At 68.7% G+C, this 25,591-nt stretch carries 27 protein-coding genes; 19 read left to right on the top strand and 8 right to left on the bottom strand.

The window, feature by feature from the left end:
• Positions 1–2: 2 nt before the first annotated feature.
• The 6 genes from C8K36_RS23535 (at position 3) to C8K36_RS23510 (ending at position 4,547) form a co-directional block, all read left to right on the top strand.
• A complete protein-coding gene (locus C8K36_RS23535; RefSeq protein WP_219910043.1) occupies positions 3–338 on the top strand; it encodes an RNHCP domain-containing protein in 336 nt (111 codons plus the stop codon).
• An 18-nt stretch (positions 339–356) separates the two neighbouring features.
• On the top strand, positions 357–749 hold the full coding sequence (locus C8K36_RS23530) for an RNHCP domain-containing protein (protein ID WP_107987468.1): 393 nt from the start codon (positions 357–359) through the stop codon (positions 747–749).
• 182 nt (positions 750–931) lie between these two features.
• Positions 932–1,588: an ABC transporter permease gene (locus tag C8K36_RS23525; RefSeq protein ID WP_107987467.1), complete on the top strand. Its 657-nt coding sequence runs from the start codon at positions 932–934 to the stop codon at positions 1,586–1,588.
• Complete coding sequence (locus tag C8K36_RS23520) at positions 1,581–2,801, top strand: ABC transporter ATP-binding protein (protein WP_107987466.1); 1,221 nt, start codon at positions 1,581–1,583, stop codon at positions 2,799–2,801. The genes C8K36_RS23525 and C8K36_RS23520 overlap by 8 nt, the downstream gene beginning before the upstream one ends.
• A complete protein-coding gene (locus tag C8K36_RS23515; protein ID WP_107987465.1) occupies positions 2,798–3,559 on the top strand; it encodes an ABC transporter permease in 762 nt (253 codons plus the stop codon). Before C8K36_RS23520 ends, C8K36_RS23515 begins: the two co-directional genes overlap by 4 nt.
• A gap of 1 nt (position 3,560) precedes the next feature.
• Positions 3,561–4,547: a glycine betaine ABC transporter substrate-binding protein gene (locus C8K36_RS23510; RefSeq protein WP_107987464.1), complete on the top strand. Its 987-nt coding sequence runs from the start codon at positions 3,561–3,563 to the stop codon at positions 4,545–4,547.
• A 1-nt stretch (position 4,548) separates the two neighbouring features.
• Here the strand turns inward: C8K36_RS23510 and C8K36_RS23505 are convergent, their stop codons facing one another.
• Both C8K36_RS23505 and C8K36_RS23500 read right to left on the bottom strand, forming a co-directional pair.
• Positions 4,549–5,307 carry an IclR family transcriptional regulator gene (locus C8K36_RS23505; protein WP_107987463.1) on the bottom strand — a complete coding sequence of 253 codons (759 nt, stop codon included), beginning with the start codon at positions 5,305–5,307 and terminating at the stop codon, positions 4,549–4,551.
• Positions 5,307–6,851, bottom strand: a complete 1,545-nt coding sequence (locus C8K36_RS23500; RefSeq protein ID WP_107987462.1) for an APC family permease — start codon at positions 6,849–6,851, stop codon at positions 5,307–5,309. Before C8K36_RS23500 ends, C8K36_RS23505 begins: the two co-directional genes overlap by 1 nt.
• Positions 6,852–7,072: 221 nt before the next feature.
• Between C8K36_RS23500 and C8K36_RS23495 the strand changes: the two genes are divergently transcribed.
• Genes C8K36_RS23495 through C8K36_RS23460 form a run of 8 tightly spaced genes read left to right on the top strand, consistent with a single transcriptional unit; the run spans position 7,073 to position 13,524 of the window.
• A complete protein-coding gene (locus tag C8K36_RS23495; protein ID WP_107987461.1) occupies positions 7,073–7,657 on the top strand; it encodes a MauE/DoxX family redox-associated membrane protein in 585 nt (194 codons plus the stop codon).
• A 29-nt stretch (positions 7,658–7,686) separates the two neighbouring features.
• Positions 7,687–8,301 (top strand): redoxin domain-containing protein, encoded by a 615-nt coding sequence (locus C8K36_RS23490; RefSeq protein ID WP_107987460.1) that lies wholly within the window; start codon positions 7,687–7,689, stop codon positions 8,299–8,301.
• Between the two features lie 29 nt (positions 8,302–8,330).
• Positions 8,331–9,035 carry a methylamine dehydrogenase light chain gene (locus C8K36_RS23485; RefSeq protein WP_107987459.1) on the top strand — a complete coding sequence of 235 codons (705 nt, stop codon included), beginning with the start codon at positions 8,331–8,333 and terminating at the stop codon, positions 9,033–9,035.
• The gene (locus C8K36_RS23480; protein WP_107987458.1) at positions 9,032–10,354 is read left to right on the top strand and encodes a hypothetical protein; all 1,323 of its coding nucleotides are present in this window, start codon (positions 9,032–9,034) and stop codon (positions 10,352–10,354) included. Before C8K36_RS23485 ends, C8K36_RS23480 begins: the two co-directional genes overlap by 4 nt.
• Complete coding sequence (locus tag C8K36_RS23475; protein ID WP_107987457.1) at positions 10,351–11,946, top strand: multicopper oxidase family protein; 1,596 nt, start codon at positions 10,351–10,353, stop codon at positions 11,944–11,946. The genes C8K36_RS23480 and C8K36_RS23475 overlap by 4 nt, the downstream gene beginning before the upstream one ends.
• An 11-nt stretch (positions 11,947–11,957) precedes the next feature.
• Positions 11,958–12,308, top strand: coding sequence for a cupredoxin domain-containing protein (locus C8K36_RS23470; protein ID WP_107987456.1), 351 nt, complete (start codon positions 11,958–11,960; stop codon positions 12,306–12,308).
• The gene (locus tag C8K36_RS23465; protein ID WP_420910937.1) at positions 12,308–12,634 is read left to right on the top strand and encodes a cupredoxin domain-containing protein; all 327 of its coding nucleotides are present in this window, start codon (positions 12,308–12,310) and stop codon (positions 12,632–12,634) included. The genes C8K36_RS23470 and C8K36_RS23465 overlap by 1 nt, the downstream gene beginning before the upstream one ends.
• A gap of 38 nt (positions 12,635–12,672) precedes the next feature.
• On the top strand, positions 12,673–13,524 hold the full coding sequence (locus C8K36_RS23460; protein WP_107987455.1) for a methylamine utilization protein: 852 nt from the start codon (positions 12,673–12,675) through the stop codon (positions 13,522–13,524).
• 39 nt (positions 13,525–13,563) lie between these two features.
• On the opposite strand, the gene C8K36_RS23455 is transcribed toward C8K36_RS23460, so the two are convergent.
• On the bottom strand, positions 13,564–14,418 hold the full coding sequence (locus tag C8K36_RS23455) for an LLM class flavin-dependent oxidoreductase (protein WP_107987454.1): 855 nt from the start codon (positions 14,416–14,418) through the stop codon (positions 13,564–13,566).
• A 130-nt stretch (positions 14,419–14,548) separates the two neighbouring features.
• On the opposite strand from C8K36_RS23455, the gene C8K36_RS23450 reads away from it, so the two are divergent.
• Positions 14,549–15,292 carry a Clp protease N-terminal domain-containing protein gene (locus tag C8K36_RS23450; RefSeq protein WP_181319700.1) on the top strand — a complete coding sequence of 248 codons (744 nt, stop codon included), beginning with the start codon at positions 14,549–14,551 and terminating at the stop codon, positions 15,290–15,292.
• A gap of 13 nt (positions 15,293–15,305) precedes the next feature.
• On the opposite strand, the gene C8K36_RS23445 is transcribed toward C8K36_RS23450, so the two are convergent.
• Positions 15,306–16,484, bottom strand: a complete 1,179-nt coding sequence (locus C8K36_RS23445) for a hypothetical protein (RefSeq protein WP_107987453.1) — start codon at positions 16,482–16,484, stop codon at positions 15,306–15,308.
• A 185-nt stretch (positions 16,485–16,669) separates the two neighbouring features.
• Between C8K36_RS23445 and C8K36_RS23440 the strand changes: the two genes are divergently transcribed.
• Positions 16,670–17,503, top strand: coding sequence for a mycofactocin-coupled SDR family oxidoreductase (locus C8K36_RS23440; RefSeq protein WP_107987452.1), 834 nt, complete (start codon positions 16,670–16,672; stop codon positions 17,501–17,503).
• A 403-nt stretch (positions 17,504–17,906) separates the two neighbouring features.
• Entirely contained in the window at positions 17,907–19,628 is a 1,722-nt protein-coding gene (locus tag C8K36_RS23435) for a pentapeptide repeat-containing protein (protein WP_107987451.1), read from the top strand.
• Between the two features lie 103 nt (positions 19,629–19,731).
• On the opposite strand, the gene C8K36_RS23430 is transcribed toward C8K36_RS23435, so the two are convergent.
• Entirely contained in the window at positions 19,732–20,382 is a 651-nt protein-coding gene (locus tag C8K36_RS23430) for an alpha/beta fold hydrolase (RefSeq protein ID WP_107987450.1), read from the bottom strand.
• A 24-nt stretch (positions 20,383–20,406) separates the two neighbouring features.
• Here C8K36_RS23430 and C8K36_RS23425 point away from each other — a divergent pair, with 24 nt between their 5' ends.
• On the top strand, positions 20,407–21,888 hold the full coding sequence (locus C8K36_RS23425; protein WP_107987449.1) for an SDR family oxidoreductase: 1,482 nt from the start codon (positions 20,407–20,409) through the stop codon (positions 21,886–21,888).
• 155 nt (positions 21,889–22,043) lie between these two features.
• On the opposite strand, the gene C8K36_RS23420 is transcribed toward C8K36_RS23425, so the two are convergent.
• From C8K36_RS23420 to aztD, 3 genes are all read right to left on the bottom strand, one after another.
• Entirely contained in the window at positions 22,044–22,661 is a 618-nt protein-coding gene (locus C8K36_RS23420; protein ID WP_107987448.1) for a lipocalin family protein, read from the bottom strand.
• A gap of 84 nt (positions 22,662–22,745) precedes the next feature.
• The gene (locus C8K36_RS23415; protein ID WP_107987447.1) at positions 22,746–23,219 is read right to left on the bottom strand and encodes a 2-isopropylmalate synthase; all 474 of its coding nucleotides are present in this window, start codon (positions 23,217–23,219) and stop codon (positions 22,746–22,748) included.
• A gap of 176 nt (positions 23,220–23,395) precedes the next feature.
• A complete protein-coding gene (gene aztD / locus C8K36_RS23410) occupies positions 23,396–24,655 on the bottom strand; it encodes a zinc metallochaperone AztD (RefSeq protein ID WP_107987446.1) in 1,260 nt (419 codons plus the stop codon).
• Between the two features lie 167 nt (positions 24,656–24,822).
• Between aztD and C8K36_RS23405 the strand changes: the two genes are divergently transcribed.
• On the top strand, positions 24,823–25,272 hold the full coding sequence (locus C8K36_RS23405; RefSeq protein WP_146176532.1) for a hypothetical protein: 450 nt from the start codon (positions 24,823–24,825) through the stop codon (positions 25,270–25,272).
• Positions 25,273–25,591 lie beyond the last annotated feature (319 nt).

Below are 25,591 nucleotides of genomic sequence, written 5' to 3'. Positions count from 1 at the left end.
CCGTGTCCCACAGTGGCACGTCCTTTTCACACCTGTCCACGTTCACCTGCATCCGTTGCGGGCTCACGGCGTCCGCCGCGACGCCGAGCGCCCAGAGGCGGACGCACTGCCCCAACTGCCTCGCCGGCAGGCACGGGCGGTGCGATGCCCGCACCCATCCGATCGCCGTTGCGGTGCAACGCGACGGTGCCTGGATGCTGATCCATCGCTGCACCGGTTGCGACCGCCTCGAGGCGGGTCCGGTCGCCTCGGACGACAATCAACTGTTGTTGATCCGGATCGCGGTGAAACCGTTGGCGCAGCCGCCGTTCCCGCTCGAACATCTCGCGCAGATCTGACGCGGGAGGTGGTTCGACATGTCCCGCAGGAACGGTAGAACCGAGCGCCGACAGCGCGCCAAACCCGTCCATCGGGACGGACCGGCGCGCCGCGGTACGTCCTTCCGTTGCGTCGGTTGCGGATTGGACGTCCCGATGTGGGCGCCCGGAACCGCGCACCGCAACCACTGCCCGACATGCCTGTGCAGCAGGCATGTCGACCGGGCGGTGCCCGGCGATCGCGCGTCGTCGTGCGGTGGGCGGATGGATCCGATCTCCATCTCCGTGCGCGGGGAGGGGGAATGGTCGATCATCCACCGGTGCGGCGCGTGCGGCGTCATGGGCGCCAACCGTGTCGCGGGCGACGACAATCCGCTCGCCCTGGTCCGGATCGCGGTGCGGCCCCTCTCCCACCTGGACAGCGTCCGGTAGCGGACCTCGGCGGCAGAACCGACGGGTCGGCACTGGCACAGTCTGCCGATTGCCATGCAGAACTCGCCGATTCGGGGCAGTGTTGGAGGCAAGCGCAGTGCCGCGCGGCCCGAGGAGGGCCCGTCTGCAGTGAGTGGACGGGCCCTCCTCGGGCTTTCTGGCGGCTGAAGGGAGGTTCTGGATTGGATTTCCAGACCCTGTGGGATTTCGTGTACGAGCGGCGGCAACAGTTGCTCACGGACTCGTATCTCCATGTCAGCGCGGTCGTCCAGTCGGTGGTGATCGCGGGTGTCATCGCGGTCCTCGTCGGGATCGCCGTCTATCGCAGTCCGATCGGGTCGGCGGTGGCGACGGGCCTGGCCAGCACGGTGCTCACGCTGCCGTCGTTCGCCCTGCTCGGTCTGCTCATCCCGATCCTCGGCCTCGGCGTCGCACCCACCGTGACGGCCCTGGTCCTGTACGGGCTGTTGCCGATCATCCGGAACACGATCATCGGGCTGGCCGCGGTGGACCCGGCGATCACCGACGCCGCCCGCGGGGTCGGAATGAACCGTCTCCGGGTGCTCGGCCGCATCGAGTTGCCGCTGGCCTGGCCGTCGATTCTGGCGGGCATCCGGGTCAGCACCCAGATGCTCATGGGCATCCTCGCGATCGCGGCCTACGCGAAGGGGCCCGGCCTGGGCAATCTCATCTTCTCGGGGTTGTCCCGCGTGGGCAGTCCCACCGCGGTTCCGCAGGCCCTCACCGGCACCGTTCTCATCGTCATCCTGGCGCTCGTCCTCGACGGACTTCTGGTCCTGCTCGGGCGCCTCACCACCTCGAGGGGGCTTCGTGACTGACCTTCTACCTGCCGAAGAACGCACCGGCACCGGCGTCGAGATCGTGCTCGACGACGTCGTCAAGCGCTACGCCGGTCAGGACGACCCGGCCGTCGATCACGTGTCGATGACCATTCCCGCCGGCGAGACCGTCGTGTTCGTGGGGCCGTCCGGGTGCGGCAAGACCACGACGATGCGGATGATCAACCGGCTCATCGAGCCGACGTCGGGCAAGATCACGATCGCCGGCCGGGACACCCACTCGATCGACGCGGACCGTTTGCGCCGCGGCATCGGTTACTCGATCCAGCAGGCCGGGCTGTTCCCTCACCTCACGGTCGCGAAGAACGTCGCTACGGTCCCGGGCCTCGTCGGGTGGGACAAGAAGCGCACCACCGACCGCGTCGACGAGATGCTCGACCTGGTGGGACTCGATCCGGACACGTACCGGGACCGCTACCCGCGGCAGTTGTCGGGCGGCCAGCAGCAGCGTGTCGGCGTTGCACGAGCACTCGCGGCGGATCCGCCGGTGCTGTTGATGGACGAGCCCTTCGGCGCGGTGGACCCGATCACGAGGGGACTGCTGCAGGACGAGTTGATGCGGCTGCAGTCCGATCTCGGCAAGACGATCGTGTTCGTCACCCACGACTTCAACGAGGCGGTCAAGATCGGAGACCGAATCGCGGTGCTGGGCAATCAGTCCCACATCATGCAGTACGACACCCCGGAAGCGATCCTCGCCAATCCGGCCAACGACATGGTCGCCGGGTTCATCGGCGCCGACGCATCGCTCAAGCAGTTGACCCTCTCCCGGGTCAGCAATATCGAACTGGCGCAGTGCCCCACCGCCTACCGGGACGGTTCGGTCGCCGACCTGCGCCGCGACCTGGCCGAGCAGGACGCGCCCTGGGGGTTGATCCTGGACCGGCGTGACCGGCCACTGCGGTGGGTCTCACCCGAACAGCTCGCGTCGGCCGGTTCGCTCGAGGACGTCGGGGATCCGCTGGGCGAGAACGTGTCGCTCACCTCGACGCTGCAGGATGCCCTCGAGGCGCTGCTGGTGCAGGCCAGCGCGTCGGCCGCCGTGACCGGACGCCGCGGCGAGTACGCGGGCATCATCACGATCGACACGCTCGTCCACGCGCTTCAGGAGGTGCGGGAGGAGCACGCCGACGATCATCCCGCCGACGATCATCCCGCCGAGGAACGTTCGGCGGAGGAACCGACGCCATGACCGCGACCACCGGACAGCAGGCAACGGCCCGGGCCGAACGCATGCGGCTGCTGGTGCAGCCGATGCTGGTGCTGATCCTGGTCGCCGGCGTGCTGGGCTGGGCGTTCAGCCGGGACCTCAATGCGACGCAGAAGGCGAGCATGAACGTCGCCAACATCGTGACGCTCACGTGGCAGCACGTGCTCATCACGGTCGTGGTGGTGCTGATCGTGCTGGCCGTCGCAGTCCCGCTGGGCACGCTGCTCACCCGTCCCGGATTCACCAGACTGGCACCGATCTTCGTGGGCATCGCGAACATCGGTGCGGCGGCACCCGCGATCGGACTGCTGGTGCTGTTCTACCTCGCGACCCGGACCACGGGATTCTGGATCGGTGTGCTCCCGATCGCGTTCTACTCGCTGCTCCCGGTGCTGCGGAACACGATCCTCGGGTACCAGGAGGTGGACCCGGCACTCGTCGACGCCGGACGCGGCCAGGGCATGTCGGCGCTGACGGTGCTGCGACGTGTGGAGTTTCCGCTGGCGGTGCCGTACATCCTCGCCGGCCTGCGTACCTCGCTGGTTCTCGCGGTCGGCACGGCGACGCTGTGCTTCCTGGTGAGCGCCGGCGGCCTCGGCATCCTCATCGACACCGGATACAAGCTGCGCGACAACGTGACCCTGGTGGTCGGCGCCGTCCTCGCGGTGGCGCTCGCGCTGCTCGTCGACTGGCTGGGCGCCCTCGCGGAGACGTACCTCGGACCGAAGGGGTTGCGCTGACATGACGGTGATGCGACGTGTCCTGGCCGGAACGGCGGTGGTGCTCGCGACGACACTGTTGGCGTCGTGCGGCCTCGAATCCGGTGGCGCCCTGCCCCTGAAGGTCGGCCCCGGCAGCATTGCGCCCGTCCCGGAACTCGAGGGTGCGCGGATCACGGTCGGCTCCAAAGACTTCACCGAGCAGGTGATCCTCGGCTACATGATCGAGTTCGCGCTGTCCGCGGCCGGCGCCGACGTGCGAGATCTGACGAACATCCAGGGCTCCAACAGCACCCGGGACGCGCAGTTGGCGGGCCAGATCGACGTCAGCTACGAATACACCGGCACCGGGTGGATCAACTATCTCGGCCACGAACAACCGATCCCCGACTCGCGGGCTCAGTTCGAGGCCGTCCGCGACGAGGACCTCGAGCGCAACGGGATGGTGTGGACGGACCCGGCGCCGATGAACAACACGTACGCGCTTGCCACGAGCCGCGCCACCGCGGAACGCACCGGGGTGCGGACGCTGTCGGATTACGCCGCTCTGGTGGAACGCGATCCGGCCGCGGCGGCGACGTGCGTGGAGACGGAGTTCAACGTCCGGCAGGACGGCTTCCCCGGCATGGCGGCGGCGTACGGATTCGACCCGGCCCGCGCCGAGCGGCGCATTCTGCAGACCGGCATCATCTACCAGGCGACCGCGGACGGTAGTCAGTGCAAGTTCGGTGAGGTGTTCACCACCGACGGCCGGATCGCCGCACTCGACCTGGTGGTACTCGAGGACGACCGGCAGTTCTTCCCCAAGTACAACCCCGCATTGACGATGCGCCAGGACTTCGCCGAGCAGTATCCGGAGGTCGCCGAAGTGATGGCGCCCATCTCGGCGGTGCTGACCGACGACGTGATCACCGAACTCAACAAGCAGGTGGACGTCGAGGGCAAGGATCCCGCGGCGGTGGCCCGACAGTGGCTCGTCGAGCAGGGGTTCGTGACGGCCGAGGGCTGAATCACACCCTCCCGGTGAGGCGTTCCGCTCCATCGACGAGGAATCCGATCAGGGCGTCGTCCGGGTTGACCCGTCCGTCGGCGCCTTGGAGGTAGAGGCCGCCGACGACGTGTGCGGAGTGGTCGCGGAGCGGTACCGCGAGCGCGGCGCGGCCGATCCGAGACTCCTGGCATTCGTGGGCGAAGCCGCCCCGCACCACGGCGTGCAGGTGCCGGGTCAACTCGTCGGGGTCGCAGATCGTGTACTCGGTAAGGCGTCGCAGCTCGGTTTCCGGAACCACCGCCGGGACGAACGCGAGAAGCACCTTCCCCAGCGCGTTGGCGTGCAGATGCTTGGACAGCGTCCCGACTGCCGCGATCTCGTGGTCGGGATCCCGGTCGACGATCCGTAAGCGCCCACCCGCAAACGACGCGACGTGGAGCGCGAACCGGGTCCGCGACCGCAGTTCCTCCACCGTCTCGTGCAGCGAGGGAGGCGGACTGGATTCGGCCGCGGCCTGCGCGAGTTCTGCGGTGCGTCGGCCCAGCGCGAAGCCGGACAGGTCGGGCACCCGCACGAGGAATCCCTCGGCGACGAGGAGATTGAGCATTCGGTAGGCGGTGGCCGCGGGCACGCCCGCGAACCGGGCGATCTCCTTCGCCGTCGTCCCGGGGCCGAGGTGCGCCACCGCCTCCAACATCCCGAGTGCCTTCTGGACGGCCTGTGGTTGCTGACCGCTGAAATGCGCGTCCTCGTTGCGGACCGGGGCGCGGGACGGCATCACTGCCCGCCGTCTCTCGCCCGCCGCACGTCGTGGCCGCCGCTCGCGACGATGTGTCGTCGACCGTCCTCGTCCACCACGAGAACACCTGCGCCCGGGAGGATGTCGGACGTCTCGACCGAGTCGAAGGCACCGACCGTGATGAGGCTGTCGGGCCGGGACCGGCGGAGCACCTCGTGCCACACGACGCCGGACGAGCCGACGAGTGCCAGCGTGGCGGGCACCATCCAGGCATGGTGCACGGTGCTGTCGACGGCGATGCACGCGAGCAGGCCGGCGCCGAGGACGGTGACGAAACCGGCGGCGGCCCGGGTCAGGACCGTGTGTTCGCCGATGCGGCGCAGGAACCGGAGGGACGCGAACGCGACGAGTGTGTAGGCGGTGACCAGGCCGACCTCGACGACGCCGTCGAAGATCGCCGAGTCCGCCTGGGCGCGTACGGCGTAGAACACCGCCCCCGCCAGGCTCGCGGACGTGAACAACGCGACCGCGACGTCGGGTGTGCGGAAGCGGCGGTGCACGTGCGATAGCGCCGGCGGCAGTACGCGTTCGACACCCATCGAGTACAGCAGCCTCGATCCGGCCTGCGCGCAACCGAGCGTGGACGCGAACCACGAGCACGTCATGCCCGCCTTCACCGCGAGGACGACGCCCCACGATGCGCCGGACGCGGTGCCGTCGAAGTAGGCGCCGACGATCACCGAACCGTGGCCGAGCAGGGACGCCGCGGCGGCGAACACGAACAGGATGCCGATGAGAATGGGGGTGACGAGGACGGTGTGGGTCACCGTCACGAGCGGACGCTTGGCCTCGGGGCCGAAGAACGCGGCACTCTCGAACCCCGCCATCGACAACACCGTGAGCATCGCCAGGAAGGGCAGCAGGCTCACCGGCGCCGACGGGAGCGCATCGGTGCCGGCGGTGGTGGCAACGGCTTCGGAGGGAGTGCCGAGCATGATCGCGACGATCAGGATGAGCGAGAGGAGTTCGATCACCAGGATCGCCCGGGTCGCGAACCGCACCCCCCGCACGGTGATCGCACCGACGGCCGCCGCCAGCAGCGCGATGGTGGCGACCCACGGCCCCGCACCACCGAGTCTCAGGCCGAGCAGATCTGCGATGTCGAGCAGGCTGCGCGCGGCCTGCGACATCACCGAGATCGAGATTCCGAGGTAGCCGACGATCAGTGCCGCGCCTGTCAGCAGTGCCGCGCGGACACCGAGCCCCTGGAACACGAAACTGTAGAGCGAACCGGCGGCCGCGAGGCGACGCGTGAACTGGGTGATACACACCGCGACCATGCCGACGGCCGCCGTCGTCACCGCGATGACGAGCACCCCGCCGGGCCCGGGCCGGTACGCCGTCATCCACAGCGCGATGAAGACCATCCCGGTGGCCGGCGCGATCGTCGACAGCGACTGGCCGATGAGGTCGATCAAGGTCAGCCGTCGGCGCCCGAGTGCGCGGAGCGGCGAATACACCTGCTCCGGTGGGCCTTCCGCATCCTGTGCGCGGGCAATCGCTGCCCGGAGTGCAGCTGTCACGAGTCTCGTCCCGTCTGTACGCCCGGTGGTACACGACGCAAGCTAGTCCCGCTGTGTTTCCGCCCGGTTACCTTTGCGAACAATGTGCGATTCGCAAGTGGGAATCGCCTTCTCCACGGCCCCACTCGTGGTGCGACGGAACGTTTCACCACCGTCGCCAGGACGACTTCCGGGCTGGCGACGATGGGTCCACGCCGTTGGAGAAGGAGGTGAATCGACGCATGCTGTGGACGATGATCGCGTCGGCTGTCGGGGGCGTACTGCTGCTCGCCGGGGTGCCGAAGGTGCGCGACCGGGAGGGCCTGCTGCGGGTGGTCCGGGGCTACCGGATCCTGCCGGCGCCGCTGGAACGCTTCGTCGCGGCGACGCTGCCGTCGGTGGAGATCGCGCTCGGGGTCGCCCTGATCGCGGGATTCGCGGGGCGGGTTGCCGCGGCGGTGGCAGCGGTGCTGTTCGCCGGCTTCTGCGCCGGCCTCACCGTCAATCTGTTGCAGGGGCGCCGCGAACTCGATTGTGGCTGTTTTGCTTTCGGTCAGGAGAACGACGCACCGCGGATCGGGTGGTTCCACGCCCTGCGGGCAGCCGTGTTGACCGTCGTGGCCGGGGCGCTCGCGGCCACGGCCTACGGTCCGCCGCCGCCCGGTGAGCACGTCCTCGCGGTCGCGGCGGTGCTCGTCGTGCTCGCCGCCGTGGTGGCCGCCGTGCAACTGCGCTCGATCGTCCACCTGGGCCGTCGGCCCGTGGACGAGCACCTGAGCAAAGCCTCCATCGAACTGCGTGTCGCATCGGCGATTTCGCGCTACTGACCGACGTCCCCTGACGACAAGGATCGACAATGAACACTTTCCTCCTCATCGCCACCGTCATCCTCGCGGTCGCCGTCGCGGTGCTGTTCCTCATGGTGCTGGCCCTGGCCCGGGAGATCGGTCGTGTGCAGGTCCGGCTCGGCCCGCTGGGCGCTCGCATGATGGACACCGGGCCCAAGGTGGAGGAGGTCGCCCCGTCCTTCCGGGGTCTCACCGACCACCTGGGGCGCACCGTGGGCGTGGGCGGCCACCGCGCCACGCCGCAGTTGCTGCTGTTCACGGCACCCACCTGCTCCACCTGCAAGAGCCTGCTCCCCGGCCTGCGCGCGATGGCCAAGGCGGAGACGGACCTCGAGGTCGTCATCATCTCGGACGGCACTCCCGCCGAGCACGAGCAGTTCCTCGCCGGATCCGGCATCGGCAGCGAGCTCAGCTACGTCGACGGTCGAGATGTCGGCATCGCCTACCAGGTGGGCACGACGCCGTACGGCGTCATCCTCGACGAGCACGGCAAGATCCGTTCGAAGGGGCTGTGCAACCACATGGCGCAGGTCGAAAGTCTGCTCAACGCACTTGAATCCGGAACACCGTCGCTGCAGCACCTGCACGAGCAGGCGAAGGTCAACCTCGCCGCGCGCGTGTGAAAATCCCTATCGAGAAACGGAGAGAATCCATGTCCGACAAGCCGATACACGAACCGGAGATGTACGAGAACCGGTATCCCGTCGACGAGGAGACCGTGCAGGCGCAGGCCGCGTGGATGGCCGGCGACGGTGGCAGCCTGGTCAGCCGGGCCGGTCGCCGCATGTCGGAGCGGGTGTCGCGGCGGTCCATGATCAGCAAGGTGGGCCGGTGGACGATGGGTGTATCCGGTGTGGCGCTGATCAGTTCGCTGCCGGTCACGCGCAGCGCGGTCGCGCAGGAGGCGCCACCCGCGCCCGGGCCGCAGCCGGCGAAGGATCCGCTGATGCCGGTGTACGACGGCAAGGATCCGGCCGAGTGCGAGTACTGGCGCTGGTGCAACATGGACGGCACGTCGTGTGCGGCCTGCAACGGCGGCGGCGTCACCACGTGCGCCCCGGGCAGCAAGCCGGGAGCCGAGTTCTGGGTGGGATGCTGCACCAATCCCGACACCGGCAAGACATACCTCATCGCGTACTACGACTGCTGCGGTGCACCGTCGTGCTCCAACGCGTTCTGTGGTGAGCCGGACATGCAGGCGATCATGTACAACCCCGTCTCGGGCAGCTACGACCAGGAGATCATCTGGTGCGTGTCCGACGAATCCCAGTCGTACACCTGCACGATGGCGCCGATCATCGGCGAGGACTGCCAGACCCGTCCTGCCGCCCGTCCCAAGGTCGGAGCCGGATCATGACCGTTGTCTCGCGTCGGCTCGTCCGTGGTGCCGCGGCCGCCGTTCCCGTCGCCCTCGTGCTCTCGCTCGCCGCGTGCTCGTCCGACGCCGCCGGGAGCGAGGCGGAGCCTACTGCCGGTGAGGTCACGTACCCGAGCGTCCCGTACACGGCGCCGGGCGAGGGCATCTCGCTGGGACGCGACGACCAGGCGATCGGCACGACCATCCCCGAACCGCTGCACGTCGGTGAGGTGCAGCCGGCCCGATCGAACGAACTCCTGGCCGTGGCAGGGGGATTCGGCAATCTCGAGGTAGGCGTCAACGTCATCGACCCCGCGACCGGCGTCGCGGCGGGCCGGATCGTGGTGGGCCCCGGTATCTGGGATCCGGTGATTCACGGATTCGTGGGCGAGAAGACCAGCGACCCGGCTGTTCTGGCCGCCGAGGTGTGGCGTCCACGGGGCTCCCGCGGGGCAGCCGACTTCACGGTGACGACGTACTCGGGGAACCTCCTCGAACCCGCCGAGGCACTGCTGCCGGACTACGCCCGCGTCCACTCCCGTCCGGGGTCGAGCGCGGTGACGTCGGACGGCAAGTACTTCGTCACGTGGGACGACGGGCTGTACGGCGTGCGGGTCGTCGATCTCGCGGCAAAGAAGGAGAGCGGCGCCCTGCAGATCATCGGATGCGGGCCGTTCACGTGGCTCGACGGCCACGAGCTCTACAGCGTGTGCGAGGAGACCCGCGAACTGATCCAGATCTCCATCGACGACGCCGGCGTCCCCACCGAGACGAAGCGGGCGAAGGTGCTGCCCGGCGACTTCGTCAGTGCCCGCGAAGTCACGTGGGCGGCGGACGCGAAGAAGGCGCTGCTGGTGGGTGGCAACGGGGACGTGTACGTGTTCGACTTCGCGAATGGACTGCCGTCGTCGACGGTGGCCCCGATCGGCAATGCCGGACAGGACGGCGGCCGCTTCGCCGGGAATGCGATCGACAACACCGGCACCCGCATCGCGATCGAGTACACCGACACCGAGATCCACCCGCACTCCGCCCGCGGCGGCGACGTCGTGAAGATCGAACTGCACGACGCGTCCACCTTCGCGCCGGTCAAGACGCTCGATCTCACCGCGCTCGGCCTCACCGGCATCGACAGCATGGCGTACTCGGTGGACGGTCGGACGCTGTACGTGCTCGGCGAGGGCCCGGAGGCGGACGGCGAGACGGAGAAGACCATCGTCGGCATCGACGCGTCGAACGGCGACAAGGTCAGTGGCGTCCCGGTCACCGGCACCGTCGAGGACATCGGCACGCTCATCACGCCCCAGGTGATCCGATGACCCGTCCCGACCGCGGCTTCGTGCTCGACCGCCGCCGATTCCTGCGTCTGAGTTCGCTCGGCGTCGGCGCGGTCGGGCTCGGGGCCCTCGGGCTGGTCACCACGGGATGCAGTTCGGGGGCGTCGGCCGGCCCGACGACCGGCGACTTCGACTACATCCTGCCCACCGCTCCGGAGGTCGCGCAGGCGGAGGCCGCCCGCGCCACGAGTGGGACCACCGCGTCGTTCGCTCTCGCGGCCGCCGCCGGCACCGTCGATCTCGGTGGCCGACTGGTGAACACGTGGACGTACGGCGGCAGCGCGGTGGCCCCCGAACTACGTCTCGGCAAGGGCGACCGGGTGCGGGTGTCGGTCGACAACGGCCTGCCCGCGGATACGACGCTGCACTGGCACGGCATCCGGATCCGCAACGACATGGACGGTGCGGCCCCGGTGACGCAAACCGCGATCGGCGCGAACGGGGGCACGTTCCAGTACGACTTCGTCGCCCCCGATCCCGGCACGTACTGGTATCACTCGCACAGCGGTCTGCAGGCGGACCGGGGGTTGTTCGGCGCGATGATCGTCGAGGATCCCGACGACCGGACCGGGGCCGATGCGGATGCGGTTCTGGTGCTCGATGATTGGATCGACGGGCTCGGGACCACGCCGGATGCGATCTTGATGGCGCTCAACCCGGCGATCTCCGGGGGGCACGGCGGGCACGGTGGGGGCGGGGCCGCTCCGATGTCGCACTCCGACACCGAGATGGGCGTAGCGCAGGACCTGGTGTCGCAGGGTCATGGCGACTCGGCGGCGCTGGGCGGCATGACCCAGCACATCGCCTACCCGCTGCACCTGGTGAACGGACGGCCCCCGAACGACCCCGCGGTCGTCGAGGCGCCGGCTGGACAGCGATTGCGGCTGCGAATCATCAACGCGGCGGCGGAGACTCCGTACCGGTTTGCGGTTGCCGGGCACGAACTGACGGTGGTGGCGGTCGACGGCTTCGACGTCCGCCCGGTCGCCACGGACGCCGTGATCGTCGGCATGGCGCAGCGCGTCGACGTCCTGGTCACCGTCCGGTCGGGTGTGTGGCCGGTGGTCGCGAAGGTCGAGGGACGCGAGGGGTATGCCTCGACGATTCTGCGGACTCCTGATGCGGTGCCGATTGCGAATCCGGATGTCGGCGGGAGGATCCCGGAACTCGTCGGCCGACTGGTGCCGGAGAGCGAGCTGCGTCCCGTGGACGCGGTGCGCCTCGTGGATCGCGCCCCGGACCGTGACTACCGCGTCGAACTTATCCAGGCCGGCGACCGCTACGTGTGGGGCATGGCCGGAGCGGACGCGGGCAAGCTCGTGATGAAACAGGGCGAGCGGGTGCGCATCACGATGGTCAACTCGTCGACGATGTGGCATCCGATGCACACGCACGGGCACACCTTCGCGGTCCCCGCGTACGGCGGGCTGCGCCGCGACACCGTCAACGTGCTGCCCGGCACCGAGTTGGCGATCGAGTTCGACGCCGACAATCCGGGCGAGTGGATGTTCCACTGCCACAATGCATATCACTTCGAGGCCGGAATGACCGCGAACCTGCGGTACATCCGGTGAGAGGACCGATCATGAAGAAGCTCATCGCATTGGCCGCAGGCGTCGTCGCGGCGGCGGCACTGGTCACAGGCTGCGGCAGCGGCGAGGACGGTGGCAGCAGCGGACCGGCGGTGGTGATCGAGGTCAAGAACATGGCCTACTCACCGGCCCAGGTCACCATCGAGAAGGGGCAGACGGTGCAGTGGAAGTTCGACGACTCCGGCCTGCCGCACGACGTCGCGGGTGAGGGGTCGCTGCAGGGTGAGTTGAAGAGCGACCTGCTCACCGAGGGCACCTACGAGTACACCTTCGACGAGGCCGGCACCTTCGACTACCACTGCACGCCGCACCCGATGATGGTCGGCACGGTCGTCGTCCAGTAGTGGCGACACGACGCATCTGGGGCACGGCGGCACTGTTGCCGCTGGTCGTCTCGTGCGGTGGCCCCCAGGCCCCGGATCCGCCGGCCGTCGTGGTGGTGCAGAACGTGCACTTCGCACCCATGGACGTCACCGTGCCGGTCGGGGGCACGGTGCAGTGGCGGTTCGAGGACGGCGCTCTGCTCCACCAAGTCGGATCCGACGGCGAATTCGACAGCGGCATTACGAGCGAAGGGAGCTACGAACACACCTTCGACGCCCCGGGCGTCTACGAGTACCACTGCTCGGTCCATCGGTACATGACCGGCACCGTCACCGTGACCGGTTGACGTACACACCAATTCGTTCACATGGAAGAGGGATTTCGATGACGGAAACACTCACGCGCGGGTCGCTCGCGCACGCCCCCATAGCGACCGACGTCCCGGAAATCCGGCCCACGCTGCAGAAGGCGGTGTCGATGCCGGCCCGCGCCGCACTCGTCGGTGGTGCCGCGGCTGTCGGTGCGGGGGTCGGTGCCCTCGTCGCGCCGGCAGCGGGGCCCGCGTTGCTCGCGTCGGTGATCGGTGCGGGCGCGCTCACCGCGCTCGCCGCCAACTGGTCGACGTGCGGCATGTCGGTGGCCGGGGTGGTCGCCGCACCGAAACAGCCGGGGCGCAAGGGATCTTCGACGCCGGTCCGCCGCCTGGGCTGGCACGCGCTCGGGTCGATCGCCACGGGCGCGCCCACCGGTGCGCTCCTCGGCGCGCTGGGCGCCGTCGTCGCGGGCGCGGTGCCGATCGCGTGGGCCGTCGGGGTGTGGGCGGTGCTCGCGCTCGCGTACGGCCTGCACGAGATGGGGCTGGTCACGCTGCCGGCGCCGATGCGGCGCAAGCAACTGCCCCGGCACCTGCGGAGGTCGATGGAGCCGTGGAAGGTGTCGCTGCTGTTCGGTGCCATGATCGGTCCCGGCTTCGTGATCTTCATCCGCTCGAGCGCGTACTACCTGCTGGCGCTGGGTGTGATCGCGGCCGGATCGCCCGTGCTGGGTGCCGCGCTGTTCACAACGGTCAGTCTCGGTCGCTGCATGCCGAGCCTGCTCGCGATCGTGCACACCCGTCGCGGTGGCTCCATGCCGGGATTCCTGTCGGCGATGTGCGTGATCGATCGCCGCGTCCAGGTGGTCACCGGCGCCGGCCTCGTCGCCCTCGCGGCGTTCGCGGCGATGGCGCTCGTCTGACAGGTGCGGGGACGCGGGTCCGGGTCCGGGTCCGCGTCCTCAGCGCCCGGCCGCCACGTCGTCGCGCACGCGGGGGAAGACGTTCCGCGCGAGGTACGTCAGTTGTTCGTCGCTGGCGGGGCCGCCCAGGACGAAGGTGTCGATGCCGTGCTGGAGCGCAAGTGCGGTCAGACGTCCGGGGAGTTCGGCGGGGGAGATGTCGTCGCCGACGTTGAGGATTCGCCGGATGCGCGACGGGTCGCGACCCGCCGCGGCCGCGGCCTCGTCGATGGCGGCACTCGCCGTGGCGATGCCGTCGTCGTCGATGTAGCCGAGCGACGGCAGCCACCCGTCGGCGGTCTCGCCGATCAGGCGCAACATGCGCGGCTTGTATCCCCCGACCCAGATGCCGATCGGATGGACAGGGACGGGTCCGGGGTGGGCCCCGTTCACGGAGTAGAAGTCACCGTCGAACCGGACGGATCGCTCGCCGCTCCACATCAGGCGGATGACCGTGACCGCCTCGCGCAGTGCCCGGACCGATTCGCCGGGCGACCGTCGTGGTCCGCCCATTGCCTCGATGGCGTCCCAGAAGGCGCCCGTGCCCAGTCCGAGTTCGACCCGGCCCTCGGAGAGCAGATCGAGGCTGGCGGCCGCCTTCGCGAGCACTGCGGGCGGGCGCAGTGGCAGGCTCGCGACGTCGGGGAACACCGTGAGGTTCTCGGTGCGGGCGGCGATGGCGGACAACAGCGTCCATGCATCGAGAAAGCGGCGTTGGTAGGGATGGTCCTGGATCCCGACGAGGTCGAAGCCGACACGGTCCAGCACGACCGCGGTGTCGAGGATGCCCTGCGCGGCGCTCGCGTCAGGGACCAGGAAGTAGCCGAATCGGATGGGCTTGCCGTAATCGGGCACAGCGGACTCCTTCGTCGGTGACGGTCCGTCCCTCTCACGATAGGCGCACCATCGGTGTTCACGTATCCGGTATTCATGTATCGACAACCAGGGGTTGACGATCCGATAGTGTCAACCTACGGTTGTCGGCATGACCGATCCCACGCGTATGTCGAACCCCGTGCGGCTCGACGATCTCATCGAAGCCATCAAGAAGGTTCACGGCGATGCTCTCGAGCAGCTGACCGACGCCGTTCTCGCCGCGGAGCACCTCGACGAGGTCGCCGACCACCTGATCGGGCACTTCGTGGACCAGGCCCGACGCTCGGGCGCCTCCTGGACTGACATCGGCCGCAGTATGGGCGTCACCAAGCAGGCCGCCCAGAAGCGGTTCGTGCCGAAGGGGCCGGAGGAACCTTCGGATCTCGATGCCAGTCAGGGGTTCAGCCGGTACACCCCGCGTGCGCGCAATGTCGTCATGGCGGCGCAGAATGCGGCGCGCGCGGCCGGCAACCACCTGATCGCCCCGGAACACCTGGTGCTCGGCCTTCTGTCGGAGCCGGACTCTATCGCCATGAAAGCGCTTGCCGCTCAGGGTGTCGAGCCGGATGGCGTGCGGGATGCCGCGGTCGCCGTCCTTCCCCCGCGAGTGGACGAGTTGCCGGACCTCATCCCCTTCGACGCCGCCGCGCGCAAGGCACTCGAGCTCACATTCCGCGAGGCGCTCCGGCTGGGGCACAACTACATCGGCACCGAGCACATCCTTCTGGCGTTGCTCGAGCAGGAGGACCACGCCGGCGTCCTCGCCGACCTGGGTGTCGACAAGGACGCCGTCGACGCCTACGTCGTGGAGATGCTGGCCGTCCTCCTCGCCGCACAGGAGCCGGGACAGTAGCCGCCCACGACCGCTATTCGGCGAACCGCAGGATCGCCGCGGCGGGCACCTCGTCGGGCACGTCGCCCGATCGGACGGCGAGCACCTTCGCACCCGTCAGCAGTGCCCGCCGGGCGATCTCGTCCACCACGCCGTACGCGTGGTTGCCGTCCAGTTCGGCGAGTGATACCGCGCCGGTATCGGGATCGACGGTGCCCGGCACGATGCCCTCGATGTCGACGAACAGCGTCTCGACCCGGCCGAACGTCGCCGACCGTGCGACGTCGGAGATCTCGACCTGAGCCCGGCCCTTCGACCGCAGGTTGTCGAACTGCTTGCGGGTGTCCGCGAGTTGCTGGGCGTAGTAGCCGTCGAGGACCGCGCGAGTGGCCTTTGCGATCTGCTCGTCGGTCATTTCCTCCGGATTGCCTTGAATGCCCTCGTCGAGCAGCTTGTGGTAGTTGTTCACCGAACGGTAGATCGAGGCCGTCGGTTCGGCGGCGGCCAGGACCAGCGGAATGTCCCGGCCGGTGAGCACGCTGCGCAGTTCGTGGTCGATCGCGCGGGCGTACTCGCGCACGCGGAGCTTCTTGCCCTCCTCGCCCTGCACGCGCGCGGGTGCGCGGGCGGGCGCAGCCCGCCCGGTCGCGGCGCCCGCAGCGGATCCGCCGCGGCCGTGCACGCGGGCGCCGGTGGTCCTGCCGAGCGACGACACTCCGGCGTAGCTCGCGGCGTCCTTGGGGAGTCCCGGAACGTCGACCTTCGACGGCGGCTGGTCGGCCGTCACCTCGACCAATCGCACGGATCCCTCGGCGAGGGCCAGCACGAATGCGGTCTGCGGAAAGGTCACCGTCCGCAGCAGCGGCTTCATGTAGAACCGATCGCTGACGATGGCGCACGCCCCGAGTCGGTTGGGTAGCCGGTAGCGCCGCACCCGGTCCGCGGTCGCGAGCACGACCAGCGTGCGCGCCTGGTACCACCAGAACGACTCGTCCTCGATCAGGTCGTCGAACGCTTGCTCGAACGCCGCGCGCTCCTTGTGGTCGTCGATCTGTTCGAGCGCGGACTTGACCTGGTTGGTGAATTCGATGCGGCTCTTACCCGGATCGTGAATGTCGTCCTCGGTGGGCGTGTAGATCGAGATGCAGGTGCGACCCTCCACCTCGGCGAGCCGGCGAACCTCGGCATGACTCGGAATATCGCTGTAGAGCATTCCTCGACCTCCCGGTAGTTGGTCGATTTTCAGCGTACCCAGCCAGGTGTTCCAGCGGCAGGGGTTTGTCGACGCCGCTGTCGACCGGTCGCGGGCAGGTCCGTCGCCCGCTCTGTGGAAGAGACCCTGGACGGGGTGGGTGTTCGATCGGTAATGATCTGGGGCAGTTGAGACTTGGAGGAGATATGGGACAGCTCGAGGGACGGGTCGCGTTCGTCACCGGTGCCGCGCGCGGTCAGGGGCGTGCGCACGCATTGGCGCTCGCCGCCGAGGGGGCCGACGTGTACGCGATCGACATCTGCGCCGACGTCACGACGGTGCCGTACCCGTTGGCGACGGTCGAGGAACTCGGGGAGACGCGCGAACTGGTCGAACAGGCCGGCGTCCGGTGCCGCACCGAGGTGGTCGACGTGCGGGACGGCGCGGCCGTCGACGGTGCCGTGGCAGCGGCGATCGCCGAACTCGGCAAGATCGACATCTGTGTCGCGAATGCCGGTGTGTGCGCGTTCGCGAAGACGTGGGACCTCACCGACGAGATGTGGGGCGCTGTCGTCGACACCAACCTGACGGGGGTGTTCAAGACCCTGCGGGCCGTCGCGCCCCACATGATCGAACGGGGGTACGGACGGATCGTCGCGACGTCGTCGATGGGCGGGCACACCGGCATCCCCAACCTCGCACACTACGTCGCGGCCAAGTGGGGTGTGATCGGCCTGGTGAAGACGCTGGCGCTGGAACTCGCCCGCCACGGCATCACCGTCAACGCGGTGTGCCCGGGATCGGTGGACACCCCGATGGTGCACAACGAGGCGTTCTACGGGCTGTTCGCTCCGGACGTCGAGAACCCGACCCGGGAGACCGTCGAGTCGCGGTACGCATCGATCACGCCGATGCGGGTGCCGTGGGTGGCGCCGGAGGACATCGCGCACGCGGTGCTGTACCTGGTGTCGGAGCAGGCGCGGTACGTCACCGGGACCTCGCTGGACGTCAGTGCCGGCAGTTCGGCGCTGATGCCCTGACACCTGGCCGTCGATCCGACCTGTAGATCGTGCTCGACCACGACGGCGTCACCTGGAAGCGGCGGATGTCGTATCTGGACACCGTGAAGACCGCCATCGTTGTGCGCGAACCGGATTCACCACAACCGAGAACGAGTTGTATTTCACGATCTCGACGTGGTTGGACTACACCGTCATCCTCATGCGCGCCCGTATCGACGACTAGCGCGACGGCCGGAGAGCGGTAGACGATCTCCCCAGCCGGACACAGGCGGGGCATTTGTGGCCACGCAAGGTCAGTGGCCTAAAGTGGCCGCCCGGTTTGGGCCTTTGACGCCTCGGCATCCAGTAGCTTTCGCGAGGTGGCTACTGCTGGTGGTGGCCTTCCCTCACCGTACGGAACCAGTTCAGGAAGGTCGCCGACATGACAACCCCGACTCCTCATGGCCGCCGGGCCCGTTCTCGCGTCGTTGCGGCGTCAGGTGCCGGCATCTTCGCGGCAGCCTCGATTGTGACCGCAGGTGCCGGTGTCGCCACCGCTCAGACACCTGAGGAAATCCTTGCCGCTGCCTGCAACCACTACGAGCCGTCCCCGGACCTGTGGGCCGATCCCCCTCGGCAGAGCGACTGCACCTTCGCAGATCTGACCGGTGCCGGTCTGACCGGCGCGAACCTCCTCGGCGCGAACCTGGCCAACGCGAACCTGACCAACGCGAACCTGAACGGCGCGAACCTGGCCAACGCGAACCTGAACGGCGCGGTCCTGGACGGCACGATTCTGAACGGCGCGCTCCTGACCGGCACGGACCTGGGCGGCACGTACGCATTCTCCATAAATCTGGCCGGCCGGGATCTCACCGGCGCCCGGCTGTCCGGCGCAAACTGGCCGGGCGCGAATCTGGCCGGCGCGAACCTGGCCGGGACGGACCTGTCCAACTCGACACTGACCACCGCGGACCTGTCCGGTGCGAACCTGACCGGCGCGTATCTGTCCGGCGCGAACCTGTCCGGCGCGGACCTGACCGACACCAACATGACCGACTCGAACATGTACCAAACGATCCTGACTGGCGCGAACTTCACCGGGTCGACCGAGATGCCCCAGAATCGCCACGTCGCCGCATCGTCGCCCGCCGGCGCGTCCGTCACCATTTCCGGCGAGTACGGACGGTATCTCGCCGGATGCACCAGACCGACCGACATCGCAATCCCGCTCGGGGTCCCGTACCTATACCCCGTCGGGACTACGACCCTCACCTGTGCCATCTCGAGCACCGGCCCCACTGGTGGTAGGGGAACCCTCACGGTCACCGTCGACCCCTACGCCGTGGCCCCCGCCTTCGCCGATACCGCACCGGTCACTCTGGCCGGGACCGTCGACACCGAACTGACGCGCACGTTCGCTGTCAACGGGGCACCTGCTCCGCAGGTCAGCGTGACTGCCGGCGCTCTGCCGGACGGTCTCGCCCTGAGTGCTGCAGGGGCGCTCTCCGGGACGCCGACGACCGCCGGGCCGTTCTGGTTCACGATCACTGCCGCCAATGGCACCGCTCCTGATGCAACCCTGCAGGTCAGTGGCACCATCACCGCCGCCACAGAAACCCCCGCCCAGATCATCACCACGGTATGCGGAAGCTACGTCGCCAACCCCGCCCCGGGGAGCTTCAGCGATTGTTCCGGCAAAGACTTGACCGGCGCGAACCTGACCGGCGCGAACCTGACCGGCGCGAACCTGACCGGTACAGACCTTGCCGGCGCGAACCTGACCGGTGTGGACCTGTACCACGCGAATTTGGCCGGTGCGAACCTCGAGGGCGCAGACCTGACCGGCGTAACCCTGACCGGCGCGAACCTGACCGGCACGTCGGCAATCCCGAACAACATCACCGTGGCCGCGCAATCCGCGGCCGGCGCCCCCGCGACCTGGATCACCCCTGACATGCCCACCGGATTGACCCTGGGCGCCTGCACCCCTGCCTCCGGGACAGTGTTCCCTGCCGGCCCGAGCACCGTGACCTGCGCCGTCACCAGCGTGACGGGCGACGTCCTGACGACGGGTACGGGGACCTTCACGGTGACTGTCACCGCCACACCGGTGGTCGACCCGCCCACGACCGGATCCTTCGAATCGATTTTCGGTAGTTGAATGGGTGCGATCGCTCGAAAAGATGAAGGGCCGCAACGGCGCCGAACGAACCTTCGTCAACATCGAGCAGTGGCGCGGACTGGCTGCGCCCTCGCCCTCGCTGTCACCGAATGCCGAACAGCTCCGTCGCCGCCGTGACAGTCCGTGCCACGACGTCGGCGCGGTCCGGGTCGAGGCCGTGCCGTCCGCCCTCGATGAGCAGCAGTGGGTGCGCGACCGGGATCAGGTCGAGGGCCGCGCGCATCTCGTCCGGCGTGCCGAACGGGTCGCGGTCGCCGTGCACGAACAGCGACGGAGTGCGTAGTTCCGGAAGGTGTTCGGTGCGCTGCTTCTCCGGCTTGCCGGGCGAGTGCAGAGGGTAGGACAGCAGCACAAGGCCGTCCGCGATGTCGGGGTTCTCGGCCGCGAGCATCGTCGACTGCCGTCCGCCGTACGAGTGCCCGGACAGGATCAGCGGCCCGCCCGCGAGGTCGCGGATCGCGTCGGCGGCGGCGACGATGCCGGCCCGGTCCTCGCCGGCGTGCGCCCGGTTCGGTGGGCCCGAGCGACGCCGACGGAACGGCAGGTTGTAGCGCAGAACCAGGAAGCCGCGCTCGGCGAATCCGGAAGCCATGGCCTGCAGTAGTTTTGCGTCGAGATCGCCGCCCGCGCCGTGCGCGAGAACCAGTTTGCCGACCGCGTCGCCGGTCGGACGGTGCAGGTATCCGTACACGTCGTCGGTGTCGAGGAGGACCGGTTCGTCGAGCGCGCTCATGACTGTCGAGGCTACCGTGGAGTGATGTCGCGACTGCGGGTGCTCGTCACCGGCGCCACCGGTTACATCGGTGGGCGTCTGGCCCCACGTCTGCTCGCCGCCGGACACGACGTCCGGGTGATGGTGCGCTCTCCCGAGAAGCTGCGGGACATCCCGTGGGCCCGGCAGGTGGAGATCGTCCGAGGCGATCTCACGGATCCGGAGTCGCTGGCGTCGGCGACCGAGGACATGGACGTCGTGTACTTCCTGGTGCACTCGATGGGCGGCTCCGAGGAGTTCGTGGAGGCCGAGCGGAGGGGCGCGTCGAACATGGCGGCCGCGGCGAAGGCGAGCGGCGTCGGCCGCATCGTCTATCTCGGTGGGCTGCATCCGGAGGACACCGACCTGTCGCCGCACATGCGCTCGCGCGCGCAGGTGGGACGCATCCTGATGGATTCCGGGGTGCCGACGATGGTGTTGCAGGCCGGTGTCGTCATCGGGTCGGGGTCGGCGTCCTTCGAGATGATCCGGCACCTGACGAACCGGCTGCCGGTGATGACGACGCCCAAGTGGGTGAACAACCGGATCCAGCCGATCGCGGTGCGCGACGTCCTGTACTACCTGGTTGCGGCGGCCACCGCGCCGCTGCCGCACAGTCGAACGTTCGACATCGGTGGCCCCGACGTCCTCACCTATGGCGACATGATGAAGGTGTACGCCGAGGTCGCGGACTTGCGACGGCGTCGGGTGCTGGTGCTGCCGGTGCTCACGCCGCGCCTGGCGGGCCTGTGGATCGGCTTGGTGACGCCCATCCCGAGTTCGCTTGGCCGGGCGCTCATCGAGTCGCTGCACAACGACGCCGTCGTCACCGACCACGACATCGACGACGTGATCCCGCCGCCGGAGGAGGGGCTGACGCCGTACCGGCGGGCGGTGCAGTTGGCGCTGCGTCGTATGAAGAACGGTGAGGTCGAGACCAATTGGGCGAACGCGTCGCCGGTGGGTGCGCCGTCCGATCCGCTGCCGTCCGACCCGGACTGGGCGGGCGAGGTGGTCTACACCGACGAGCGCAGTGCCGGATGCGACGCGGACGCCGACACCCTGTGGCGGGTGCTCGAGAGCATCGGCGGCGAGAACGGGTGGTATTCCTTCCCGCTTGCGTGGGTGATCCGCGGGTGGCTCGACCGGTTGGTGGGTGGCGTCGGCCTCACCCGCGGACGACGGGACGCGCGACGCCTCAACACCGGTGACCCGCTGGACTTCTGGCGCGTCGAGGAGATCGATCGCGGGCGCCTGCTGCGGCTGCGGGCCGAGATGCGGACACCGGGAGGGGCGTGGCTCGAGTGGCGGGTGGTGCCCGACGGTCCGTACCGGTCCCGGCTCGAGCAGCGGGCCATCTTCTTCCCGAAAGGCATTGCGGGCAGGCTGTACTGGTACTCGATCCTGCCGTTCCACGGAGTCATCTTCAAGGGCATGCTCGCCAACATCACCGGTGCCGCGGCCCGTGAGTACGCGGCCGCCGAATAGGGATTGACAGCACTGAGTCACCCAGCCGGAGCGCCCACTCCCAGCCCCGATCCGCGGGATCCCGCGTACAAGAGAAAAGAGTGGGCACTCAGGCCAATGGCGCGAGCCGGGCCGTCTGTTCGGCGGCGTGGTGGTACGGCGTGGTCGGGATCTCGTCAGACCGTGCAGAGCGGGGCGATGTCGGAGCGTCCGCCGGTCGCGGGCGAGGTGAGCACCAGGCACGAGTTGTAGCCGCGCGACTCGACGACGCTGCGGATCTGCTGCCAGCCCTCGGCGCTCACGGCGGGCGTGCGTGAGAGCACGAAGCCGGAGACGCGGGCCGGGTCGCCCACGAACGCCCATGAGTAGTCGTCGGCGATGTAGGTGACTACGTAGTTGGTGGGGCCGTCGGGCGAGTTCTGGAACGGGACCGACGGAAAGCTCACGTGCAGCTGGGCGTTGGTCGTCGGATCGTTGACGCGGGCGTTGCCCACGATGCCGTTGGTCCCGCCGCTCCATGTGGTGCAGGTGTTGTTCACGCTGACATTGGATGCGTCGATCACGCCGTACGTGGCGCGGGTGTCGCGCGCGCAGTCGAGGTTGAACGGCTGCGGCACCGCGGCGAGCTGGTACCAGGTGCCGACGTAGCGTTCGACGTCGAGCGACGGGATCGGGGCGAGCGGCTGCCACAGATCTGCCGATCCGGTGGGCTGGGCCGAGGCGGGCGCACTGACGAGCAGTGCCGCGGCGGCAGCAGCGAACAGTCCGGCGGTGATTTTCCTGGTGGCGCGCATGGGGCGGTCCTTTCCGAGGGGAGGCGGTCACCCGGTATTCGGAGCCGCCTCCCACCCGGATCGGTCCGGATGATCACTTTCTTCTCAGCGGTGCAGCAGATTGGCGCCGGCGATGATCGCGGCCCGCGCCGACGCATTGCAGTCCTCGGCGATGGCCATCGCCCAGCGGCGCTGTCCGTCGTGCTCGGCGAGGATGAACGTCGCCGTGCCCTCCGACGTGCGCTGCTGGTGGAACGACAGGATCTCGAGCTGGAAACCGGCGTCGAACAGCATCGACGTGAGCGCGGCGATGGGGCCGGTGGCGGTCGCCGAAGCCGAGGAGATGCAGTCGCCGAGCCCGAGGGTGGCGGTGAACGTGTGCCGGCCGGCGCCGAGATGCTCCGACGTCCAGCTGCCCAGACGGACCGGGCCGCCGGTGGGGGCGAAGCGCTGGGCGAACTCCGTCCAGCTCAGGCCCTGCGCCTGGGCGCGCAGGTCGCGCGGCAGGTGTGTGCCGAAACGCTGGAAGAACGGATCGTTCGAGAACGTGGTGGTGGCGAGAGCCTGGGAGGTGCGCATTTTCGGGGGTCTTCCTGAAGTGAAGGAAGGACCGACAAGTAGATAGCTCAACGACCCGCAGCGAGGGGTCGGTCCGAATCAGACCCCGCTACGGCGGTGAACTACTACCTGGATGCGCTGCATGACCGAGGAGTCTAAGCGCGACTCCCGGATACACGCAACCCTCGGACTGAACGTCAGCCGCGCACACCGGTCATCTCGTCGGGAGTGTGCGGCAGGTCCGCAGTGGTGGTGATCTGCCCCTTCTCGTAGTCGACAGCGAGGATCCGGTCGGTGGACGGATCGGTCACATACGCGGTGAAACCCTGCACGAACAGCGCCGGACGGGCCGTCTGCCACTCCTGCGGTTCGGTCCACGGTTCGAGCACCGGGACCGTGCGGACGACGGTGCCGGAGGCCGGATCGAGCACGTGCAGCGCGCCGTCGGTGCCGAGGACCAGGGCCTCTCCGAACGCGCCGCGGCCGAGGGACCGGAACGTGTAGCTGGTGCCCAGATCGACCAGGCGCAGCTCGCCCGTGACGGTGTTCGTGAGCGACACCCGCTGCGGACGCTCGAGGTCGGCGCCGGGGTCGGTCTTGTAGTCGCCGAGCACCACGCTGGACTCCTCGGAGCCGGCCTGGTTGCCGATCCGCCCGTACGGGTCGGGGCTGGTGACCTTGGTGATCGCGCCGTTCCGGTAGATCAGCAGGCCGTCCTGGCAGCCGAAGACCACGGTCTCGTCGGCGGCCACGGCCTCGCCGTGCACACCCGGGCACTGCTCGCTGCGGGCGATCTCGGTACGGGCGGCGTCGTAGACGACGATGCCGGTGCGGGTCTTGTCGTCGCCGAGTGTGGTGATGAGTCCGCCGTCGGCGAGTTCCACGGCGACGCCGTGGTGCGCGGGTGTGGTGAACGACGACGTCTGCGGCTTGCCGTCGGCCAGGGTCTCCGGGTCGAACGACTCGACGCGGCCGGTGCCGTCGTCGAACAGGACGGTGCGGCCCGCGTGCCGGACGACGTGGCCGGGCTTGTCGGCGGCGAACGTGACGTCGGTGAGGGCCGGGGCGGCGGTGTAGTGGTGCGCATGATCGCCGTGCGCCTCCGACCACGCCCCGGTGTCGAGGACGCGGAAGCCGTTCTCGGTGGAGACGATCACGTGTCGCTCGTCCCCGGCCGGGTTGAGGCGGTTGAACCCGGCCAGCTCGGATTCGCCTACCACCGAGAGGGATTCGGCGTCGAGGACGAGGATGCCGCCGTCGTAGGTGACGGCCAGCCGCGGTGTCGCGGAGCGGGTCTGCGCGGGCTTGGCGGAGGTGGACTCGGGGCTGGCGGCCGCTGCTGCGGTCGCGGTGGTGGTGCCGTCGTCGGCGCTCGAGCAGCCGGCTAGCAGGGCGGCGCACGTCGCGACCGAGGCGGCGAGGGTGAGGCGTCGGGGTATGGGTTCGATGCGGATCATGCCGCAAGGTTTATCCGGTAATGAAAATCATTGTCAAAGGTGAAAGTGTGCATTAGTGCATACAGCGGCCCCGGCGGCGCGTTACTGGGCCCCTGCAACAGGGATTCTTGCTTGCCGGCTCCATCCAGACCGAGGGACGGAAAATGGGCACAGCGTTGTCTGCCACCGTGAAACGGCCCCTTCGATCCGGGGCGATTGCCGCTGTCGCGCTGGCAGTGCTCGCGGCCGACTGCTCGTCGGGCGGGGGCGAGACTCCGGCGAGCGAAACATCGACGGCGGCAGCCGATCTCGCGAACGTGATCGTGCCGGAGGCGTACACGGGGCTGGTCCTCGCCCCGATCGGCGATCCCACGTTCCCCTTCCTGGGCAGTGACGGCAAGTACCACGTGGCCTACGACCTGCAGCTGACCAATGCGACGCCGGTCCCGGCGACGCTGGACAAGATCGACGTGGTGGACGGATCCGACCCGTCGAAGGTTGTCGCGTCGTTCGCCGGAACCGCGCTGGTCGATCCGAATTGCGCCGTAGGCGACTGCAATCGGCTTCGCATGCTCACCGCGCCCCCGGCCACGTCCACGGCCGTTCCCCCGCAGGAGAGTCGAATCCTCGACCTCTGACCCGGACCGTGACCCACGAGTGGAACCACGGTCTCGGCGAAATCGTCACCGCCCTAATCGACGCAACGGTCGCTGACCGTCTGACGAAGTCCAGCCCAAAAGACCGTTGCCCGGCTGGGCAACACATCTACAGACTCACGGAGACCTAACGGTGAGGACGAACCGCTGGGGTCCAGCGCACTGAGGGACTCCAGCCGGCATTCATGCCTATGCAGGATTGACGTGCCAACCACAACGGGTCCGCAATGCCTCGCACCGTCGCAGATCCGGCAAACACCTGCCAGAACTCGACGTCACCGCTCTCATCGGGGGTGAAGCC

The organism is Rhodococcus sp. OK519 (assembly GCF_003051005.1).
Taxonomy (GTDB): Bacteria; Actinomycetota; Actinomycetes; order Mycobacteriales; family Mycobacteriaceae; genus Prescottella.
This window is presented reverse-complemented; position numbering and strand designations above follow the sequence as displayed.

Bases quoted from the DNA above. Each gene is read 5' to 3' on its own strand.
- C8K36_RS23530 (WP_107987468.1), top strand. From the start codon at position 357: ATGTCCCGCAGGAACGGTAGAACCGAGCGCCGACAGCGCGCCAAACCC.
- C8K36_RS23515 (WP_107987465.1), top strand. From the start codon at position 2,798: ATGACCGCGACCACCGGACAGCAGGCAACGGCCCGGGCCGAACGCATG.
- C8K36_RS23510 (WP_107987464.1), top strand. From the start codon at position 3,561: ATGACGGTGATGCGACGTGTCCTGGCCGGAACGGCGGTGGTGCTCGCG.
- C8K36_RS23505 (WP_107987463.1), bottom strand. From the start codon at position 5,307: ATGCCGTCCCGCGCCCCGGTCCGCAACGAGGACGCGCATTTCAGCGGT.
- C8K36_RS23495 (WP_107987461.1), top strand. From the start codon at position 7,073: ATGCTGTGGACGATGATCGCGTCGGCTGTCGGGGGCGTACTGCTGCTC.
- C8K36_RS23490 (WP_107987460.1), top strand. From the start codon at position 7,687: ATGAACACTTTCCTCCTCATCGCCACCGTCATCCTCGCGGTCGCCGTC.
- C8K36_RS23485 (WP_107987459.1), top strand. From the start codon at position 8,331: ATGTCCGACAAGCCGATACACGAACCGGAGATGTACGAGAACCGGTAT.
- C8K36_RS23480 (WP_107987458.1), top strand. From the start codon at position 9,032: ATGACCGTTGTCTCGCGTCGGCTCGTCCGTGGTGCCGCGGCCGCCGTT.
- C8K36_RS23475 (WP_107987457.1), top strand. From the start codon at position 10,351: ATGACCCGTCCCGACCGCGGCTTCGTGCTCGACCGCCGCCGATTCCTG.
- C8K36_RS23470 (WP_107987456.1), top strand. From the start codon at position 11,958: ATGAAGAAGCTCATCGCATTGGCCGCAGGCGTCGTCGCGGCGGCGGCA.
- C8K36_RS23460 (WP_107987455.1), top strand. From the start codon at position 12,673: ATGACGGAAACACTCACGCGCGGGTCGCTCGCGCACGCCCCCATAGCG.
- C8K36_RS23450 (WP_181319700.1), top strand. From the start codon at position 14,549: ATGACCGATCCCACGCGTATGTCGAACCCCGTGCGGCTCGACGATCTC.
- C8K36_RS23445 (WP_107987453.1), bottom strand. From the start codon at position 16,484: ATGCTCTACAGCGATATTCCGAGTCATGCCGAGGTTCGCCGGCTCGCC.
- C8K36_RS23440 (WP_107987452.1), top strand. From the start codon at position 16,670: ATGGGACAGCTCGAGGGACGGGTCGCGTTCGTCACCGGTGCCGCGCGC.
- C8K36_RS23435 (WP_107987451.1), top strand. From the start codon at position 17,907: ATGACAACCCCGACTCCTCATGGCCGCCGGGCCCGTTCTCGCGTCGTT.
- C8K36_RS23430 (WP_107987450.1), bottom strand. From the start codon at position 20,382: ATGAGCGCGCTCGACGAACCGGTCCTCCTCGACACCGACGACGTGTAC.
- C8K36_RS23425 (WP_107987449.1), top strand. From the start codon at position 20,407: ATGTCGCGACTGCGGGTGCTCGTCACCGGCGCCACCGGTTACATCGGT.
- C8K36_RS23420 (WP_107987448.1), bottom strand. From the start codon at position 22,661: ATGCGCGCCACCAGGAAAATCACCGCCGGACTGTTCGCTGCTGCCGCC.
- C8K36_RS23415 (WP_107987447.1), bottom strand. From the start codon at position 23,219: ATGCGCACCTCCCAGGCTCTCGCCACCACCACGTTCTCGAACGATCCG.
- aztD (WP_107987446.1), bottom strand. From the start codon at position 24,655: ATGATCCGCATCGAACCCATACCCCGACGCCTCACCCTCGCCGCCTCG.